General features: G+C 68.3%; 13 protein-coding genes. 8 read left to right on the top strand and 5 right to left on the bottom strand.

Going from position 1 to position 17202, the window contains the following annotated elements:
* The 3 genes from ACPTTC_RS26755 to polX all read left to right on the top strand — a co-directional run bounded on the left by ACPTTC_RS26755 (position 1) and on the right by polX (position 4087).
* The gene (locus ACPTTC_RS26755; RefSeq protein WP_423394620.1) at positions 1-1416 is read left to right on the top strand and encodes an undecaprenyl-phosphate glucose phosphotransferase; all 1416 of its coding nucleotides are present in this window, start codon (positions 1-3) and stop codon (positions 1414-1416) included.
* A 353-nt stretch (positions 1417-1769) separates the two neighbouring features.
* Entirely contained in the window at positions 1770-2162 is a 393-nt protein-coding gene (locus ACPTTC_RS26750) for a TraR/DksA family transcriptional regulator (RefSeq protein ID WP_423394619.1), read from the top strand.
* Between the two features lie 155 nt (positions 2163-2317).
* Positions 2318-4087 carry a DNA polymerase/3'-5' exonuclease PolX gene (polX, locus tag ACPTTC_RS26745; protein WP_423394618.1) on the top strand — a complete coding sequence of 590 codons (1770 nt, stop codon included), beginning with the start codon at positions 2318-2320 and terminating at the stop codon, positions 4085-4087.
* 54 nt (positions 4088-4141) lie between these two features.
* On the opposite strand, the gene ald is transcribed toward polX, so the two are convergent.
* Entirely contained in the window at positions 4142-5257 is a 1116-nt protein-coding gene (ald, locus tag ACPTTC_RS26740) for an alanine dehydrogenase (protein ID WP_226194790.1), read from the bottom strand.
* A 338-nt stretch (positions 5258-5595) separates the two neighbouring features.
* On the opposite strand from ald, the gene ACPTTC_RS26735 reads away from it, so the two are divergent.
* Positions 5596-6012, top strand: a complete 417-nt coding sequence (locus ACPTTC_RS26735) for a DUF3995 domain-containing protein (protein WP_423394617.1) — start codon at positions 5596-5598, stop codon at positions 6010-6012.
* A 9-nt stretch (positions 6013-6021) separates the two neighbouring features.
* On the opposite strand, the gene ACPTTC_RS26730 is transcribed toward ACPTTC_RS26735, so the two are convergent.
* Positions 6022-6606, bottom strand: coding sequence for an RNA 2'-phosphotransferase (locus ACPTTC_RS26730; RefSeq protein WP_423394616.1), 585 nt, complete (start codon positions 6604-6606; stop codon positions 6022-6024).
* Between the two features lie 601 nt (positions 6607-7207).
* On the opposite strand from ACPTTC_RS26730, the gene ACPTTC_RS26725 reads away from it, so the two are divergent.
* The 4 genes from ACPTTC_RS26725 (at position 7208) to ACPTTC_RS26710 (ending at position 13061) form a co-directional block, all read left to right on the top strand.
* On the top strand, positions 7208-7945 hold the full coding sequence (locus tag ACPTTC_RS26725) for a gluconate 2-dehydrogenase subunit 3 family protein (RefSeq protein ID WP_423394615.1): 738 nt from the start codon (positions 7208-7210) through the stop codon (positions 7943-7945).
* A complete protein-coding gene (locus tag ACPTTC_RS26720; protein ID WP_423394614.1) occupies positions 7945-9723 on the top strand; it encodes a GMC family oxidoreductase in 1779 nt (592 codons plus the stop codon). Before ACPTTC_RS26725 ends, ACPTTC_RS26720 begins: the two co-directional genes overlap by 1 nt.
* The gene (locus ACPTTC_RS26715; protein WP_423394613.1) at positions 9720-11135 is read left to right on the top strand and encodes a c-type cytochrome; all 1416 of its coding nucleotides are present in this window, start codon (positions 9720-9722) and stop codon (positions 11133-11135) included. The genes ACPTTC_RS26720 and ACPTTC_RS26715 overlap by 4 nt, the downstream gene beginning before the upstream one ends.
* A gap of 207 nt (positions 11136-11342) precedes the next feature.
* Positions 11343-13061, top strand: a complete 1719-nt coding sequence (locus ACPTTC_RS26710) for a cation:proton antiporter (RefSeq protein ID WP_423394612.1) — start codon at positions 11343-11345, stop codon at positions 13059-13061.
* Between the two features lie 78 nt (positions 13062-13139).
* On the opposite strand, the gene ACPTTC_RS26705 is transcribed toward ACPTTC_RS26710, so the two are convergent.
* The 3 genes from ACPTTC_RS26705 to ACPTTC_RS26695 all read right to left on the bottom strand — a co-directional run bounded on the left by ACPTTC_RS26705 (position 13140) and on the right by ACPTTC_RS26695 (position 17014).
* Complete coding sequence (locus ACPTTC_RS26705) at positions 13140-13904, bottom strand: SDR family oxidoreductase (protein WP_423394611.1); 765 nt, start codon at positions 13902-13904, stop codon at positions 13140-13142.
* A 19-nt stretch (positions 13905-13923) separates the two neighbouring features.
* Positions 13924-14919, bottom strand: a complete 996-nt coding sequence (locus ACPTTC_RS26700) for an arabinose ABC transporter substrate-binding protein (protein WP_423394610.1) — start codon at positions 14917-14919, stop codon at positions 13924-13926.
* 214 nt (positions 14920-15133) lie between these two features.
* Complete coding sequence (locus ACPTTC_RS26695) at positions 15134-17014, bottom strand: peptidoglycan D,D-transpeptidase FtsI family protein (RefSeq protein ID WP_423394609.1); 1881 nt, start codon at positions 17012-17014, stop codon at positions 15134-15136.
* Between the last annotated feature and the right edge of the window lie 188 nt (positions 17015-17202).

Genomic DNA, 17202 nt, shown 5'->3' with positions numbered 1-17202 from the left:
ATGCAGTCGAAGCCCGGTGGAACGAATGCGATGCGGCGGGCCGCGATCGCGGCGACCGACGTCGTGCTCGTGCTGGCAGGCGCGCTCGCCGCGCAGGCGGCGTCGGGCCTTGCGTGGCGCGAGCTGTCCGACGCGCAGCGCGGCGCGATCGCGCTGTTGTGCGTGCTGACCGTGGCATTGCTGCCGCGCTACCTGCGCTCCGTGCGCGGCAGCATGGCGCCGCACGGCGGCACGCATGCGCTGACACAAACGCTCGTGGGGCTCGTCTGCGCGAGCGTGCTGACGGTGGCCGCCGCGTTGTGGATCATGAACCGCGGCGGCACGATCACGACACGCTGGATCGTGCGCACGGTGCTGGCCGGCGATGCCGCGTTGCTGCTCGGCCGTACCGCACTCCTGGCGCTCGCGCTGACGCGTGACGACCCGCGCGCGCGGCAGCGCCGCGTCGCAGTGGTCGGCGCAACGGCCTACGGGCGTGTCGCGGTCGAGCGGATGCAGCTCGCGCCGCAGGGCCCTTTCGTGGCGGCGTGCGTATTCGATGACGACGCACCGGCTGCCTCCGGCGGGATCGGCGGCGTGCCGGTGATCGACGACTGGAATGCGTTGCGCGACCTGATTCGCGGCGGCGAGATCGACGAGGTATGGCTCACGCTGCCGATGTCGCACGAGTGGCGGATCCAGCGCATCGTCCGCGAGTTGCGCGACGAATTCGTGGAATTGCGGCTGCTGCCCGACGTGCGGCAGATGGCGGTGGTCGATCGCTCGGCGACCGACGTGCTCGGCATGCCGGCTATCAACCTCGCGACCACGCCACGCTCGGCGCCGGAGCTGTGGGCGAAGTTCGCGTTCGACCGGCTGTTCGCCTTCGGCGTGCTGATCCCGTTGCTGCCGCTGCTGTCGATGCTGGCGATCGCGGTCAAGCTGTCGTCGCCGGGGCCCGTGCTGTTCAGGCAGCGCCGCAAGGGCGTCGATGGCCGGGAGTTCGACATTCTGAAGTTCCGGACGATGCGCGTGCATCGCGCACAACCGGGGGTCGTGCGGCAGGCGTCGCGCAACGATACGCGCATCACGCGCGTCGGCGCGTTCCTGCGGCGCACATCGCTCGACGAGCTGCCGCAGTTCTTCAACGTGCTGTTCGGGCAGATGTCGGTCGTCGGCCCACGCCCCCATGCGATCGAACATGACGACTTCTACCGGCAACTGATCGACTGCTACATGTATCGCTACCGCGTGCGGCCCGGCATCACCGGATGGGCACAGGTGAACGGCTATCGCGGCGAGACGCGCAAGGTCGAGGCGATGGAAGCGCGTGTGAAGTTCGATCTGTTCTACATGCAGAACTGGAGCTTCTGGTTCGACATGAAGATCATCCTGTTGACGGTCGTGCGGGGTTTCATCGGGCGCAATGCGTTCTGACGAAGCGTGGCCCGGAATCTTGCGTGTCCGGCGGCCGGGTATGCCGTCGGCGGCGGGCGCGGCGTTCGAATCGGCGCCCGCCATCGGAGATGCCGCTTCGTTTTGCGATCGTGTCGCGATTTCGCGTCCGTCCCCAGTTCGGCAGGGCGTATCGCGAGCGCTGCAGTGCACGCTGATTCCGGTCAACACATGCGTGTTCAATGGGTTTATCCTGCGTCGAATGCGTCCGGCCCTTCGTGTCTCCGGGCGCACATCCGGACACGGTGGCAGGCGGTGACGCCTGCCCGCCGCGCACCGGCGCGACACCGCGCGCCGCAATGCCCAGCGCGGAACCCGGAACAGGAGAGACGGCCATGGCGCTCGACCCACAACAACGGCAGACGCTGAAACAGCGGCTGAACGAGAGCGAGCAGACGTTGCGTGCGGAGATCCGCGCCAGCGAAGACCAGCGCGCGTCGGAATCCTACGCAGACCTTGCCGGCGCGGCGCCGGACGAGGGCGACGAGGCCAATGCGGATCTCTTCGTCGACGTCGATCATGCGTTGATCGGCATGAAACTTACCGAACTGCGCGCGATCGGCCGCGCCCAGCAGCGGATGCGCGACGGCAGCTACGGCGAGTGCATCGACTGCGACGGCTCGGTGGGCTACGAGCGCCTGCTGGCACGCCCGGCCGCCGAGCGCTGCACGCATTGCCAGTCGATCTACGAGCGGCATTACGCCACGACGCCGCGCGCCACTCTCTGACGCCGGCGTCCGAGCCATATCGGCGCTGCACGCGTGGCGCGGCCGGCGTACGATGATGAACGGGCGCCCGGCGGCGTCAGCATGCGGCGCCGGGCGGGCAGACGCCGTCGCGCACGCGCGCGGCGCCATCCACGTGGAAGGGAGCCACGCCGATCATGCCGATCCACAATGCCGGGTGTGCGGCCGTGTTCGCCGAGATTGCCGACATGCTCGAGATCCAGGGCGCCAATCCGTTCCGGGTGCGTGCCTATCGCAATGCCGCACGGACGATTGCGGACTACGGGCGCGATATCCCGGCGATGATCGCGAACGGCGACGATCTCGGGAAGATTCCATCGATCGGGCCCGATCTCGCGTCGAAGCTGCGCGAGATCGTCGCGACCGGCACCTGCGAATTGCAGCAAACGCTGCGTCACGCATTGCCGGGCGCGATCGTCGAGCTGCTCGACGTGCCGGGGCTCGGCGCGAAGCGCGTGAAGGCGCTCCATGACGCGCTGCACGTCGATTCGCTCGAGCAGCTTCGCGCGGAAGCGAAGAGCGGGCACGTGCGCGAGCTGCCGGGCTTCGGTGCGAAAACCGAAGCGCATTTGCTCGAAGCGATCGACGACCGGCTCAAGCGCGAACCCCAACGTTTCCTGCTGCCGGATGCGGCGCACTCGCTGCTGCCGCTGCTCGAACGCCTGCGTGCCGTTGCCGGCGTCGGCAAGGTCGTGCCGGCCGGCAGTTTCCGCCGCCGCCGCGAGACGGTCGGCGATCTCGACATCCTCGTCACCGCACGCGATCCGGCGGCTGTCGCCGACGCGTTCGTCGGCTATGGCGAGGTGGTGCGCGTGCTGGCGCACGGCAAGACGAAGTCGAGCGTGGTGCTCGCCAGCGGGTTGCAGGTCGACCTGCGCGTCGTCGATGCCGACGCGTTCGGCGCGGCACTCGTCTACTTCACGGGATCGAAGGCGCACAACATCGCGTTGCGCAGGATCGCGCAGGCCGGCGGGCTGAAGATCAACGAGTATGGCGTGTTTCGCGGCGACGAACGGATTGCCGGCGCGACCGAGGCGTCGATCTATGCCGCGATTGGCCTGCACGACGTGCCGCCCGAATTGCGCGAGGATCGCGGCGAGATCGACGCAGCGCGCGCGGGCACGCTGCCGGCGCTGGTCGAGCGCAAGCATGTCCACGGCGACCTGCATGCGCATACCGACGCATCGACCGGTCGCGACAGCCTGCGGGCGATGGCCGATGCGGCGCGCGCACGCGGGTTCGCGTACCTGGCCATCACCGACCGGGCACCGCATGCCGGTGGTGGCCGCCACCCCTTCGACTGGCTTGCCGGGCAGCTCGACGAGATCGATCGCCTCAACGCGTCGTTCGACGATTTCGTGCTGCTCAAGGGCGTGGAGGCCGGCATTCGCGAGGACGGCAGTCTCGACGTGCCCGACGCAATGCTTGGCCGGCTCGATCTCGTGGTCGGTGCGGTACGCGACGGCTTCGAACTGTCGCGCGACGCACAGACCGCGCGCATGCTGCGCGCGATGGATCATCCGTATTTCACGATTCTCGCGCACCCGACGGGCCGTGTGCTCGGCGAGCGGGACGCATGCGAACTCGACGTGTCGCGCGTGATCGAGCATGCCGCGGCGCGCGGCTGCTTCGTCGAACTCGATGCGCAGCCGCGGCGGCTCGACCTGCCGGACATCTGGTGCCGCGCAGCCGCGCAGGCCGGCGTGCCGGTGGCGATCGGCTCGGATGCGTGCAGTGCGGACGAACTCGACAATCTTGCGTACGGCGTCGATCAGGCGCGACGTGGCTGGCTCACGCGGCCCGACGTGCTGAACACGCGCACGCTCGCGCAATTGAGGCCGCTGCTGGCACGCACGATGGGTGCGGGCGGCGCGTCGAAACGCAGCGGCGGCGCGAAGGGCGCATGAGCGCGGCTGACGGCGTGTGCCGCCAGCTGCCGGCCATGCATGAACGCGGTCACGTCATGCCAGTACGCCGGCCGCGGGCACATAGGGCAGGCCGAGCGCCAGCGCGACCGCTTCGTACGTGATGTGTCCGTCGCACACGTTCAGGCCCGCGCGCAGATGCGGATCGTCGGTCATCGCTTGCTTCCAGCCTTTGTCGGCGAGCGCGAGCGCATGGGTGAGCGTTGCGTTGTTCAGCGCGAAGGTCGACGTGCGCGCGACTGCGCCGGGCATGTTCGCGACGCAGTAGTGCACGACGCCGTCGACGACGAAGGTCGGGGCCGCGTGCGTCGTCGCATGCGAGGTCTCGAAGCAGCCGCCCTGGTCGATCGCGACGTCGACGACGACGGCCCCCGTGCGCATCGTCGCGATCATGTCGCGCGTGACGAGCCGCGGCGCCGATGCGCCCGGTACGAGCACCGCGCCGATCACGACGTCGGCATCGCGCACGGCTTCGTCGATCGTGTGCGCATTCGAGCAGACGGTCGTGATCCGGTTGGCGAAGACGAGGTCGAGCTGGCGCAGCCGGTTCACGTTGGTGTCGAGCACGGTGACGCGTGCGCCGAGGCCGACCGCCATCTGCAGCGCGCCGGTGCCCACCACACCGGCGCCGAGCACGACGACATGCGCGGCCGGCACGCCGGGCACACCGCCCATCAGCAAGCCACGCCCGCCGCGCGGGCTCTCGAGGTGGGTCGCCGCGACCTGGATCGACATGCGCCCGGCCACCTCGCTCATCGGCGCGAGCAGCGGCAGGCCGCCGCCGGGGCCCGTCACGGTTTCGTATGCGATGCAGACGGCGCCGGACTTCACGAGCGCGGCCGCCTGGTCGGGATCGGGTGCGAGATGCAAGTACGTGTAGAGAATCTGGCCGCGTCGCAACATGGCGCATTCCGCCGGTTGCGGCTCCTTGACCTTGATGATCATGTCGGCGCGCGCGAAGACTTCGTCGGCGCCTTCGCAAAGCGATGCGCCCGCGGCGGTGTAGTCGTTGTCGAGCAGGCCGATCGCCGTACCCGCGCCGCGCTGCACCAGTACGCGATGGCCGTGCCGCGTCAGTTCGTGCGCGCCGGCCGGCGTGAGGCCGACACGGTATTCGTGGTTCTTGATCTCTTTCGGCACACCGATCAGCATGAGTCGCCTCCATGGCCTTCGTTATCGTTGTCGTGCAGGTGCGCAATGCGCCGAACGATGCACGTGCGGCCGGTCGCGCGGGGGCGTATCGACCGCAGTACTGGAATAACAGCGTAGTGGTGCGCGAAGGGAAGTCAAGCGGCCGGCCTGCGCCCGCCTGCTTGCGCACTGCATCGCAACATGCGCTGTCGCGGGCGGCGGGTTGCGACCGGACGTCGCAATGCGGGTGTCGCCGGGTTTCGGTATCGTCACGTGTGGCGCGGACCGAGGCCGCGTGCCGGAACCTTGCCGGCAACATATCGCGATAGCGAGACAACGAGACGAGGATATCGACCGACATGACCGGAGCGTATTTCAGCGTGCCGACGCTTTGCGCGATCGCGCTCATTCACGTCTACTGGGCGTTGGGCGGGCGGCGCGGCAAGGGGGCGGCCATTCCGGAGCATGACGGCGAGCCGCTGCTGCGGCCGACCGCCATCGGCACGCTCGCGGTCGCGGCGGCATTGCTGGCCGGCGCGTGCGGGGTCGCCGCGCGTGCCGGTTGGCTGGGGCAGCACGCGAATCACGGCACGATCTCGTTCGCGGTCGTTGCGCTCGCACTCATCTTCGCGGTGCGGGCCGTCGGCGATTTCCGTTACGTCGGCTTCTTCAAGCGGATTCGCGGGTCGCGTTTCGCACGCATGGACACGCGCTACTACTCGCCGCTTTGCGCGGCGCTGGCGCTTGCCATCGCGTCGATGTTCTGGCCGTGGTGAGCGCGCGTCTCAGCACGCGGGCCTCTCCATCTCCTTAAGGAATTCCGCCGGCACGGTGTCGGTCAGCCATACGCCGTTTTCCGCGACGAAGAACGTGTAGCCTTGCCGATGCATGCGTTGCGCATCGACCTCGAGGATCACCGGCACGCCGTAGCGCTTGCCGACGGCCAGCGCCGTCCGGATCTCCGGCGACAGATGCACGTGATGACGGGCGCCCGGTTTCAGCCCTTGCGCCCGAATCGAATCCAGGAAGCGCGTCGCGGTGCCGTGATAGAGGCGCTCGGGCGGCTGCGCGGCCGGATAGCGGCGCTGCACGGCGGGCGTCGAATGGCCTTGTACTGCCCGGATGCGACGGCCGTCGTCGGAGAGGGCGAAGCGTTGCTTGTCGCTGGTCGCACAGACGGTTTCGAGCGTCGCGCGATCGAGAGGGTGCCCCTGGCGGGCGGCCCCGGTGATCAGTTCGTCGATATCGGCCCAGCCTTCCGGGTCGAGTTGCAGCCCGATCGTCTCCGGCGCGTGGCGCAGCAGGTAGCTGAGGGTTCGGCTGATGCTGGTCGCGTCGGGCGCCGGCAGTTTTTTCTTCGATGTATTCATGAGTCGCGGAGGCTACCAGAACGCGACGCACATCGGCTCCCTCGGGTGCGCTGCGTGGCTGGAAAGAGACAGCCTTCGACGCGGCCCACCACACAACAATCCTCTCCCTGACGCCCGCATCAGCCGGCAATCACACGATCCTTGCGCGTTCCGGCTTCCGGATTTTTCAATTGTTGCGGTTTTCGATGCATTGAATTGCATTGGCGCGATTCCGGATGGAACCGGTTCCATTTATAATTCGCGGCACTTGTCGCCGGACCCGAAAGAGCGCCGCGCACGTCGCGCTTGCTGTCGGCAAACGCGGCGTCTAAGTTGAATGAGGGTCATGAGCGATGAGGGGCAGATGCAGGCAGATGCCGGTATTTGTCAGACGATACGGCTCATCAAGAAGCCGATCCGTGTAGCGCAGCCTGAATTGGCGCGATGCGCGGCTGCATGAAGGCGCTGCCGCGCATCGCATGGACGGCGCCTGCATCGTGGTTGTTCGCAACAGACGAAAGAACAGGACGGCCAGCCGCGTGCGGCATGGCTGCCAAGCCGGACATGCCGCATGCGGAGTGCGCGCGTCCGGGCCCCGATCCCCAACGATCAACATCCGACCATGTCCACGCCACCAGACAAACCCAATTCGCGCCGCCGTTTCCTGCGCACGTCGGTCGCGCTCGTGCCGATCGCGTCGGTCGCCGGCTGCGACCTGCGCTCGTCGTCGCCTTCGGCGACGAACGGCAACGCGCCCGGTGCATCGGCCAACGCCGAGCGTGCCCCGTACAAGCCGACCTTTTTCGATGCAAAGGAATGGGCGTTCGTCCAGGCCGCCGTCGACCGGCTGATTCCGGCCGACGCCGAAGGCCCCGGCGCGCTCGAATCGGGCGTGCCCGAATTCATCGACCGCCAGATGGAGACGCCGTATGCGCACGGCGCCACCTGGTACATGCAGGGGCCGTTCCAGCAAGGCGTGCCCGAACTCGGCTATCAGCTGAAGCTGGTGCCGCGCGACATCTACCGGCTCGGCATCGCGGCGGTCAACCGCTATTGCGAGAAGACCCACGGCAAGGCGTTCGCGGATCTCGACGCGCCGACGCGCGACACCGTGCTCGGCGCGCTGGAGAAGGGCGGCGCGCAGATCGACGACGTGCCGCCGGGCGTGTTCTTCGGTCAGTTGCTGCAGAACACGCGCGAAGGCTACTTCTGCGATCCGGTGCACGGCGGCAATCACGACATGGCTGCGTGGAAGATGATCGGTTTTCCGGGCGCGCGCGCGGACTTCATGGATTTCGTCAACCAGAACGGCAAGCCGTATCCGTATGGCCCCGTCTCGATCAACGGGGAGCGCAGCTGATGGCCGCAGAGAAAAAACCGCATGTCGATGCGGTGATCGTCGGCTTCGGCTGGACCGGCGCGATTCTCGCGAAGGAACTGACCGAAGCGGGCCTGAACGTCGTCGCGCTCGAGCGCGGCGAGTATCGCGACACCTACCCGGACGGCGCGTATCCGAACACGATCGACGAGCTGACCTACAACATCCGCAAGAAGCTGTTCCTCGACCTGTCGAAGACGACCGTGTCGATCCGCCACGGCCTGCAGGACACCGCGCTGCCGTATCGGCAGCTCGCCGCGTTCCTGCCGGGCGAGGGCGTGGGCGGCGCGGGGCTGCACTGGTCGGGCGTGCATTTCCGGATCACGCCGGAAGAGCTGCGCCTGCGCAGCCACTATGAAGAGCGCTACGGCAAGAAGTTCATCCCCGAAGGGATGACGATCCAGGACACGGGCGTGACCTACGACGAGCTCGAGCCGCATTTCGACTTCGCCGAGAAGGTGTTCGGCACGTCGGGGCAGGCGTACAAGGTCGGCGGCAAGGTGGTCGGTAACGGCAACGTGTTCGACGCGAATCGCAGCGACAACTTCCCGCTGCCCGCGCAGCTCAACACCTATTCGGCACAGCGCTTCTTCGACGCGGCCAAATCGCTCGGCCTGCATCCGTACCGGCTGCCGTCGGCGAACACGTCGGGCCCATACACGAACCCGTACGGCGTGCAGATGGGCCCGTGCAACTTCTGCGGCTACTGCAGCGGCTACGCGTGCTACATGTACTCGAAGGCGTCGCCGAACCTGAACATCCTGCCCGCGCTGAAGCAGGCGCCGAACTTCGAGCTGCGCTCGAAGTGCCACGTGCTGCGCGTCGACCTCGACGATACGAAGAAGCGCGCGACGGGCGTGACCTACGTCGACCCGGCCGGACGTGAAGTGCACCAGCCGGCCGATCTCGTGATCGTGGCCGCGTTCCAGTACCACAACGTGCACCTGCTGCTGCTGTCGGGTATCGGCAAGCCGTACGACCCGATCTCGGGCGAAGGCGTCGTGGGCCGCAATTTCGCGTACCAGAACCTGTCGACGATCAAGGCGTTTTTCGACAAGGACACCTACACGAACCCGTTCATCGGCGCGGGCGGCAACGGCGTCGCGGTGGACGATTTCAACGCGGACAACTTCGACCACGGCCCGCTCGGCTTCGTCGGCGGCTCGCCGCTGTGGGTGAACCAGGCCGGCGTGAAGCCGATCAGCGGCATCGCGACGCCGCCCGGTACGCCGCAATGGGGCTCGGCGTGGAAGAAGGCGGTCAAGGACAACTACGCGCACACGATCTCGATGGACGCGCACGGCACCAACATGTCGTACCGCGACGTGTATCTCGACCTCGATCCGACCTATCGCGATTCGTACGGCCAGCCGCTGTTGCGGATGACCTTCGACTGGAAGGACAACGACATCAAGATGGCGCAGTACGTGACCGGGCAGATGAAGAAGATCGCGGAGGCGATGGGGCCGAAGGCGATCGGCGTGTCGACGCGCGAGTTCGGCAAGCACTTCGATTCGCGTGCGTACCAGACGACTCACCTCGTCGGCGGCGCGATCATGGGCACCGACCCGAAGACGAGCGTGCTGAACCGCTACCTGCAGTGCTGGGACGTGCACAACGTGTTCGTGATGGGCGCATCGGCGCTGCCGCAGGGCATCGGCTACAACCCGACCGGGATCATCGCGGCGCTGGCCTACTGGTCGGCACGTGCGATCCGCGAGCAATACCTGAAAAATCCCGCCCCGCTGGTGACTGCATGAAGAGGACGATGAACCACAACGTTGCGCGCCGGATGTCGCGCGCGCTGGCGGCCGGTGCGGCCTGGGCCGCGTTCGGCTTCGCCGGCTCGACGGCGTTCGCGCAACCGGCCGCGGCGCCCGCGGCGGCTTCCGGCCCGGCGGCCGCACCCGCGGCCCAATCCGCCGACGCGGCCCTGATCAAGCGCGGCGAATACCTCGCGCGGGCTGGCGACTGTATCGCGTGCCACACCGCGAGCGGCGGCAAGCCGTTCGCGGGCGGGCTGAAATTCGACACGCCGATCGGCGGGATCTACTCGACGAACATCACGCCCGACCCGAAAACGGGCCTGGGCGGCTGGACGGTCGAGGACTTCACGCGCGCGGTGCGCGAAGGCGTGCGCAAGAACGGCGACACGATGTATCCGGCCATGCCGTTCCCGTCCTACGCGCGCCTGAGCGACGACGACATGAAGGCGCTGTACGCGTACTTCATGCACGGCGTCGCGCCGGTCGAGCACGAGAACCGCGCGGTCGACATCGTGTGGCCGCTGTCGATGCGCTGGCCGCTCGGGATCTGGCGCAAGATGTTCGCGCCGACACCGAAGCCGTTCGACGCGGCGCCGTACAGCGATCCGGTGGTCGCGCGCGGTGCGTATCTCGTGCAGGGTCTCGGCCACTGCGGCGCGTGCCATACGCCGCGCGCGCCGACCATGCAGGAGCGCGGGCTGACCGACGCGGACGGCCCGGACTTCCTGGCCGGCGGCGCGGCGATCGACGGCTGGGTGCCGACGAGCCTGCGCGGTGAGCCGCGCACGGGCCTCGGCACGTGGACGGAGACCGAAATCGTGCAGTTCCTGAAGACGGGCCGCACGCTGCGCACGGCCGCGTTCGGCGGGATGACGGACGTGGTCGGCCACAGCATGCAGCACATGACCGACGACGACCTGAACGCGATCGCGCGCTACCTGAAGACGCTGCCGCCGCGCGTGCAGGGCGAGCAGCCCCACGTGTACGACGCGGCTGCCGCGAAGGCGCTGCAGACCGGCGATGCGAGCAAGCCGGGTGCCGCCGTCTATCGCGACAACTGCACGGCCTGCCACCGCAGCGACGGCCACGGCTACACACGCGTGTTCCCGGCGCTCGCCGGCAACCCGGTCGTGCAGGGCGACGATCCGACCTCGCTGATTCACGTCGTGCTGGAAGGCAGCGCCCTGCAGGGCACGCGCACCGCGCCGTCGACGTTCACGATGCCGCCGTTCGGCTGGCGTCTGTCGGACCAGGAAGTCGCGGACGTGTCCAACTTCGTGCGCACGAGCTGGGGCAACACGGGGGCGCCGGTGACGGCTGCTCAGGTCGCGAAGGTGCGCAAGAGCGTGCCGTCGACCCGGCCCGAACCGCCGCCGGGCGCGCGGTTCCCGCAAGCGTCGCGTTGACGGGGCGGCGGGGCGCCCGCCCCGCCTGTCCGAGGTGTTTCAGGGCGCCGCCGCACCCGCGCGGCGCCTTTCGTTTCGCCGGGGTTGCACCCCGCGGGAGCGCGCCGCCGCGTGAATTTTTCGCGGGGGCACGCCATTTGTCCGCCTCATCCCTTATCCTTTCATTCTTGAACCTTACTAAACAGTTACAAGAACTCGGGAGGGGGGATGCCTCATGACGTCAGCCTGATTGCATTGCTCGCGGCCGGTTTCGGTCTCGCGATGGTCTTCGGTTATTTCGCGTCGCTGTTGAAAATGCCGCCGCTCGTCGGCTATCTGCTCGCCGGGATCGTGATTGGCCCCGGCACGCCCGGCTTCGTCGGCGACCTGTCGCTCGCGCAGCAGCTCGCCGAAGTCGGCGTGATGCTGCTGATGTTCGGCGTTGGCCTGCATTTCTCGCTCGGCGACCTGCTCGCGGTGCGCAAGATCGCGCTGCCGGGCGCAATCGTCCAGATTACGGTGGCCACGCTGCTCGGCGGCGGGCTCGCGCTCACCTGGGGCTGGAGCGTCGGGGCGGCGCTCGTGTTCGGGCTCGCGCTGTCGGTCGCGAGTACCGTCGTGCTGCTGCGTGCGCTCGAAGGGCGCGGGCTGGTCGAGACGGTCAACGGGCGCATTGCGGTCGGCTGGCTCGTCGTCGAGGATCTCGTGATGGTGCTCGTGTTGGTGCTGCTGCCGCCCGTCGCGGGGCTGCTCGGCGGCACGCCGCCCGGCGACGCGCACGCGGCCGGCGGCAGCGTGTGGGGCACGCTCGGCGTCACGATGCTGAAGGTCGCGGCGTTCATCGCGCTGATGCTGGTGGTCGGCAAGCGTGTGTTTCCGCGCATTCTGTGGCTCGTCGCGCGCACCGGCTCGCGCGAGCTGTTCACGCTGTGCATGATCGCGGCCGCGGTGGGCATCGCGTTCGGTGCGGCGAAGCTGTTCGACGTGTCGTTCGCGCTCGGCGCGTTCTTCGCCGGCATGATGATGCGCGAGTCGGAGTTCAGCCGGCGCGCAGCCGACGAGACGCTGCCGCTGCGCGACGCGTTCTCGGTGCTGTTCTTCATCTCGGTCGGGATGCTGTTCGATCCGAAGATCCTGCTCGCGGAGCCGCTGCACGTGATCGAGGTCGCGGCGATCGTGGTGATCGGCAAGACGCTCGCGGCGGTCGCGCTCGTGATCGCGTTCCGCTATCCGCTGAACACCGCGCTGACGGTCGGCGCGGGTCTCGCGCAGATCGGCGAGTTCTCGTTCATCCTTGCAGGGCTCGGCCGCGCGCTCGGGCTGCTGTCGGCCGAGGGGCAGAGCCTGATTCTGGCGGTCGCGCTGATCTCGATCGCGATGAACACGCTGCTGTTCGCGATGATCGATCCGGCGCTCGCGTGGATCCGCAAGCATTCGGCGTTCGCGCGCAAGCTCGAGGCGCGCGACGATCCGCTCGCCGCGCTGCCGATGTCGACGCCGCAGACGCACCTCACCGGGCAGGTCGTGATCGTCGGCTACGGCAAGGTCGGCACGCGGATCGCGCACGCGCTGGACGAGCGCGGCATCGCGTATGTCGTCGTCGAGCAGAATCGCGAGCTCGTCGAGAAGCTGCGCGCGGAAGGCGTTGCCGCCGTGTCGGGCGATGCGATCGAGCCGATCGTGCTCGTGCAGGCGCATATCGCGCGCGCCGGGATGCTGGTCGTCACGCTGCCCGACGTGTTCGACGTGCGGCAGATCGTCGAGATCTCGCGCACGCTGAACCCGGCGCTCGAGGTCGTGCTGTGCACGAACAGCGGCGACGAGGCCGCGCTGTTGTCGCACGAGGGCATCGGCACCGTGTTCATGGGCGAGACCGAACTCGCGCGCGGGATGACCGAGCACGTGCTCGGCAGGATGACGAAGCCGGCTGCGGCCGCTGCGCATTGACGGCGCGCGGCATCGCGCCGCGCACCGGTTGGGGCGAGACGGCGCGGGCGGCCGCCGGCCCCGGGCACCGCTTCACGATCAGTAGAACGTCTCGAGCGTCAGTTCCTGCGCCATCACGCGGTTGCCGGCCAGCAGGCCGCCATCGACGGGCAGCGCGACACCGGTGATGATCCGCGCGGCCGGCGAGCACAGGAACAGCGCAGCCTGCGCGACGTCGTCGGGCGTCGCGAAATCGTCGAGCGGATACCACTTCCTCAATGCCTCGAACACCTGCGGGTTGCGCGCCACGCGCGCTTCCCAGGCAGGTGTCTTCACGGTGCCCGGCAGCACGATGTTCGCGCGCACGCCGTCGCGGCCGAATTCGATCGCGAGCGATTTCGTGTAGCTGATCAGCCCGGCCTTCGCCGCGCTGTACGCCGGATGCCCGAGCGCATGCACGCCGTTGACCGAACCGATGATCGCGATCGCGCCGCGCCCGCGTGCGCGCATGCCGGGCAGCACGGCTTCGACGCTCATGTAGGTGGCCGTCAGGTTCGCGTCGAGATCCGTGCGCCAGGTGGCGGGCGTCGTGTCGCGCAGCGTGGTCGACGCCGCCGTGCCCGCGTTCGCGACGAGCACGTCGACCGGCGGCTGCGATTCGAGCAGGGAACGCAGCCGCTCGGCGTCGGTGAGGTCGTCGACGAGCGGTGCCGCGCGCGCGTCGCCGAGCGTATCGAGGAAGCGGTCGAGCGCCGCGCGGTCGCGATCGAGCGCGAGCACGCGGTCGCCGGCCGCGAGGAAGGTGCGGCACAGCGCCTGGCCGATGCCGCCGGCGGCGCCCGTGACGAGCGTGGTGCGTGTCATGTCGGCTCCTTGGGCTGGCTCACAGACCGAGCGCGGCGCGCGCCTGCTTTTCGTTGTCGCGCGTGATCAGCGTGCCGGAGGTCAGCACGAGCGGCTGCGGCGCCTGGTTCTTCGTGATCCAGTCATACATGTTGACGCTCGTCTGGTAGCCGTGCTGGCGCGGATTCAGCAGGATCGAGCCGTAGAAGCCCGTCGGCTTCGGCTTCGCGAATTCGTTGAGCGCAACCTGGCTGCCGTTGATGCCGACCGCGACCATCGCGTCGGCGCCGATGCCGCGCCCCTCGGCGGCGCGTACCGCGCCGACCGTCGTGTCGTCGTTCGAGCCGAACGCCACCCAGCGCTTGAAATTCGCATGCTTGGTGAGCGCGATGTTCGCCGCGTTGAACGCGCCTTCGGTGTCGGCGGTCATTTCGGGGGCGTCGATCACGTTCGCGGCCGGGAAACCGGCGGCCTTGAGCGCGTCCACCGCGCCGGTCGTGCGCGCTTTCGCGGTCGGCAACTGGTCGTACGCGATCCGGATGATGCCGACCTCGGCCGGATTCCAGCCGCGCCGCTTCGTCTCGTCCGCGATTGCCTGGCCGACCTGCTGGCCGATCTTGTACGCGGAGATCCCCATGTGCGGCACGCCCTGGAGCGGCGCGCCGCGGCCGTCGACGAGCTGGTCGTCGACCGACATCAGCTTGATCCCCGCGCGCTTCGCTTTCGCCGCGATGCCGGGGCCGAGCTTCACGTCGGGGGCGCAGATGATCACGCCCTGTGCCTTTTGCGCGGCGAGGCTGTCGAGCGCGGTCGATACCTTTTCACCGCTCGGCGTCGCGATCTTGATCAGCGTGAAGTGCTTTTCCTTCGCCGCCTGGTCGGCGAAGCGCCATTCGTCCTGGAACCACGGATCGTCCGGCTGTTTGACGAGGAAGCCGATTTTCACGTCGGCGGGGTCGGCGGCATGGGCGGGCACCCCGCCGACCAGCGCCGCGCTCGCCATGGCCAGTGCGAGCGTCTTCCAGTGGAATCGCATGCGTCTCTCTCCTTTGTCGTCGTCGCGCATGCGGGCCGGGTTGCCCGACGCACGGAAAAATTGTAGAAGGAGGCAGCGGGAACGCTCAAATGATGCGCGGCGTTCCTAGAAAGTGGGACAGACCCGATGGCGGGGAGGGGCGAGGAGGCGACGAGGTTGTCGGGGCATGACGCGCGCCGGGGGGCGGGGCGACCCGCCGCGCGGGCTGCGTCGATCACCCCGCCGCCGTGTTGGCTTGCGCCGGCGCTCTCGACGGCGCGGCGGTTTTCGGCGCTGCCGCCGTCTTTGCCTGCGTCGCCGCCGCTTTCGGCGCGGCCACCGTCTTCTGCGGCGCAAGGGCCTTCGCAGGCGGCGCCTTCTCGGGCTCGACCGGCGCATCAGGCGGCACGCCGAGCAACTGCAGCGAACCGCTCGTGACCGACGCGAACACCGGGCCGGCCACCGTGCCGCCGTAATAGCCCTTGCCGCGCGGCTCGTCGATCATCACCGCGACGATCAGGCGCGGGTTGCTCATCGGCGCCATCCCCGCGAACAGCGCGCGGTACTTGCCCTTCGCATAGGTCGCGCCGACCTGCTTGCGCGCGGTGCCCGTCTTGCCGCCGATCCGGTAGCCGTCGACGCGTGCGCGGCGCCCCGTGCCGCCTTCGCCGACCGCCATCTCGAGCATCGAGCGGATCGCCGCGGCTGTCTGCGGCGACGTCACGCGGTGGCCGCGATGCGCGTCGATCGTCTGCTGGTCGGTGCCGTTCTTCAGCAGCGACACCGGGTGCAGCGTGCCGTCGCCCGCATAGGCCGTGTAGGTTTGCGCGATCTGCAGCAGCGACATCGACAGGCCGTAGCCGTATGCCATCGTCGCCTGCTCGATCGGCCGCCAGCGCTTGTAGCCGCGCAGCCGGCCCGACGCGACACCGGGGAACGTCAGTTCCGGCGCGCGGCCGATCCCGTATTCCTGGTATTTGTTCCAGATCGTTTCGGCGGGCAGGTTCAGCGCGAGCTTCGCGAGCGCGACGTTGCTCGACTTCTGCAGCGCCTGCGCGACCGTCAGCGAGCCATGGTTCGACGTGTCGTGGATCACGGCCGGGCCGATCTTGTAGCTGCCCGGCGACGTGTTGATGATCGTGTTCGGCGTGACCTTGCGCTCGTCGATCGACAGCGCGACGACGAGCGGCTTGATCGTCGAGCCCGGTTCGAAGGTGTCGATCACCGCGCGGTTGCGCAACTGCTGGCCGGTGAGGCGCGCGCGGTCGTTCGGGTCGAAGGTCGGGTAGTTCGCCAGCGCGAGGATTTCGCCGTTCTGCGCATCGAGCACCACGACGCTGCCGGCCACCGCGTTGTTCTCGATCACGGCCGCCTTGAGCTGGCTGAACGCGAGCTGCTGGATGCGGCGGTCGATCGTCAGTTCGATCGTCGCGCCGTGCTGCGCCGGGACGAGCGGGCGCGTGTCCGACACGATGCGGCCGAGCCGGTCGCGAATCACCTCGCGCTGCCCGGACGTACCCACCAGGCGCGCATTTGCCGCGAGTTCGACGCCTTCCTGGCCGTTGTCCTCGACGTTCGTGAAGCCGACCACGTGCGCGGCCGATTCGCCTTCCGGGTAGAAGCGCTTCGAATCGGCGATCTGCGTGATGCCGTCGATCGCGAGCTTGTCGAGCTTGCCCGCGGTGTCCGCGTCGACCTGCCGCTTGAGCAGCACGAACGTCTTGTCGTTGCCGAGGCGCCGCTTGACCTCGACGAGCGGCATGTCGAGCAGCTTCGAGATCTGCGGGTAGTCGGTGTCGGCGACCTGTTTCGGGTTCGCCCAGATTTCATAGGTCAACAGGCTGACGGCGAGCATCGCGCCGTTGCGGTCGACGATGCGCCCACGCGTCGCGTCGAGCTCGATCGTGCGCTGGTAGCGTTTCTGGCCCTGGCCGACGTAGAACGCTTTGTTCGCGACCTGCACCCAGAAGGCGCGGCCGATCAGCGCGGCGAACGCGACGAACACGACGATCACGATCAGCTTCGAGCGCCACATCGGCAGGCGCGATGCAAGCATCGGATTCTTGGTCGCGGCCGCGTACGGATCGGCGGGGTGGGTCTTCTTTTTCACGCTCATGCAATGGCCGGGTCGGGCCGCCGAAAGGCGGCTGGTCAGTCTGGATATGCGATTGTAATAAATGAGTAAACGCCGTGTGAGGAAACTGTGTTCCGGCCCCGAGAAATAACCGGCATTGGCCCTCCGGCTCGGGGCAAAAAAGGGACGAAGGGAAGGTGGGGCGGAAGCGGAACCTCACCGGTGCGGAG

The sequence above is a fragment of the Burkholderia mycopellens genome (assembly GCF_964265025.1).
Classification (GTDB): domain Bacteria; phylum Pseudomonadota; class Gammaproteobacteria; order Burkholderiales; family Burkholderiaceae; genus Burkholderia.
This window is presented reverse-complemented; position numbering and strand designations above follow the sequence as displayed.

Excerpts from the sequence above, each read along its gene's own strand:
- ACPTTC_RS26755 (WP_423394620.1), top strand. The coding sequence starts at position 1 with ATGCAGTCGAAGCCCGGTGGAACGAATGCGATGCGGCGGGCCGCGATC.
- ACPTTC_RS26750 (WP_423394619.1), top strand. The coding sequence starts at position 1,770 with ATGGCGCTCGACCCACAACAACGGCAGACGCTGAAACAGCGGCTGAAC.
- polX (WP_423394618.1), top strand. The coding sequence starts at position 2,318 with ATGCCGATCCACAATGCCGGGTGTGCGGCCGTGTTCGCCGAGATTGCC.
- ald (WP_226194790.1), bottom strand. The coding sequence starts at position 5,257 with ATGCTGATCGGTGTGCCGAAAGAGATCAAGAACCACGAATACCGTGTC.
- ACPTTC_RS26735 (WP_423394617.1), top strand. The coding sequence starts at position 5,596 with ATGACCGGAGCGTATTTCAGCGTGCCGACGCTTTGCGCGATCGCGCTC.
- ACPTTC_RS26730 (WP_423394616.1), bottom strand. The coding sequence starts at position 6,606 with ATGAATACATCGAAGAAAAAACTGCCGGCGCCCGACGCGACCAGCATC.
- ACPTTC_RS26725 (WP_423394615.1), top strand. The coding sequence starts at position 7,208 with ATGTCCACGCCACCAGACAAACCCAATTCGCGCCGCCGTTTCCTGCGC.
- ACPTTC_RS26720 (WP_423394614.1), top strand. The coding sequence starts at position 7,945 with ATGGCCGCAGAGAAAAAACCGCATGTCGATGCGGTGATCGTCGGCTTC.
- ACPTTC_RS26715 (WP_423394613.1), top strand. The coding sequence starts at position 9,720 with ATGAAGAGGACGATGAACCACAACGTTGCGCGCCGGATGTCGCGCGCG.
- ACPTTC_RS26710 (WP_423394612.1), top strand. The coding sequence starts at position 11,343 with ATGCCTCATGACGTCAGCCTGATTGCATTGCTCGCGGCCGGTTTCGGT.
- ACPTTC_RS26705 (WP_423394611.1), bottom strand. The coding sequence starts at position 13,904 with ATGACACGCACCACGCTCGTCACGGGCGCCGCCGGCGGCATCGGCCAG.
- ACPTTC_RS26700 (WP_423394610.1), bottom strand. The coding sequence starts at position 14,919 with ATGCGATTCCACTGGAAGACGCTCGCACTGGCCATGGCGAGCGCGGCG.
- ACPTTC_RS26695 (WP_423394609.1), bottom strand. The coding sequence starts at position 17,014 with ATGAGCGTGAAAAAGAAGACCCACCCCGCCGATCCGTACGCGGCCGCG.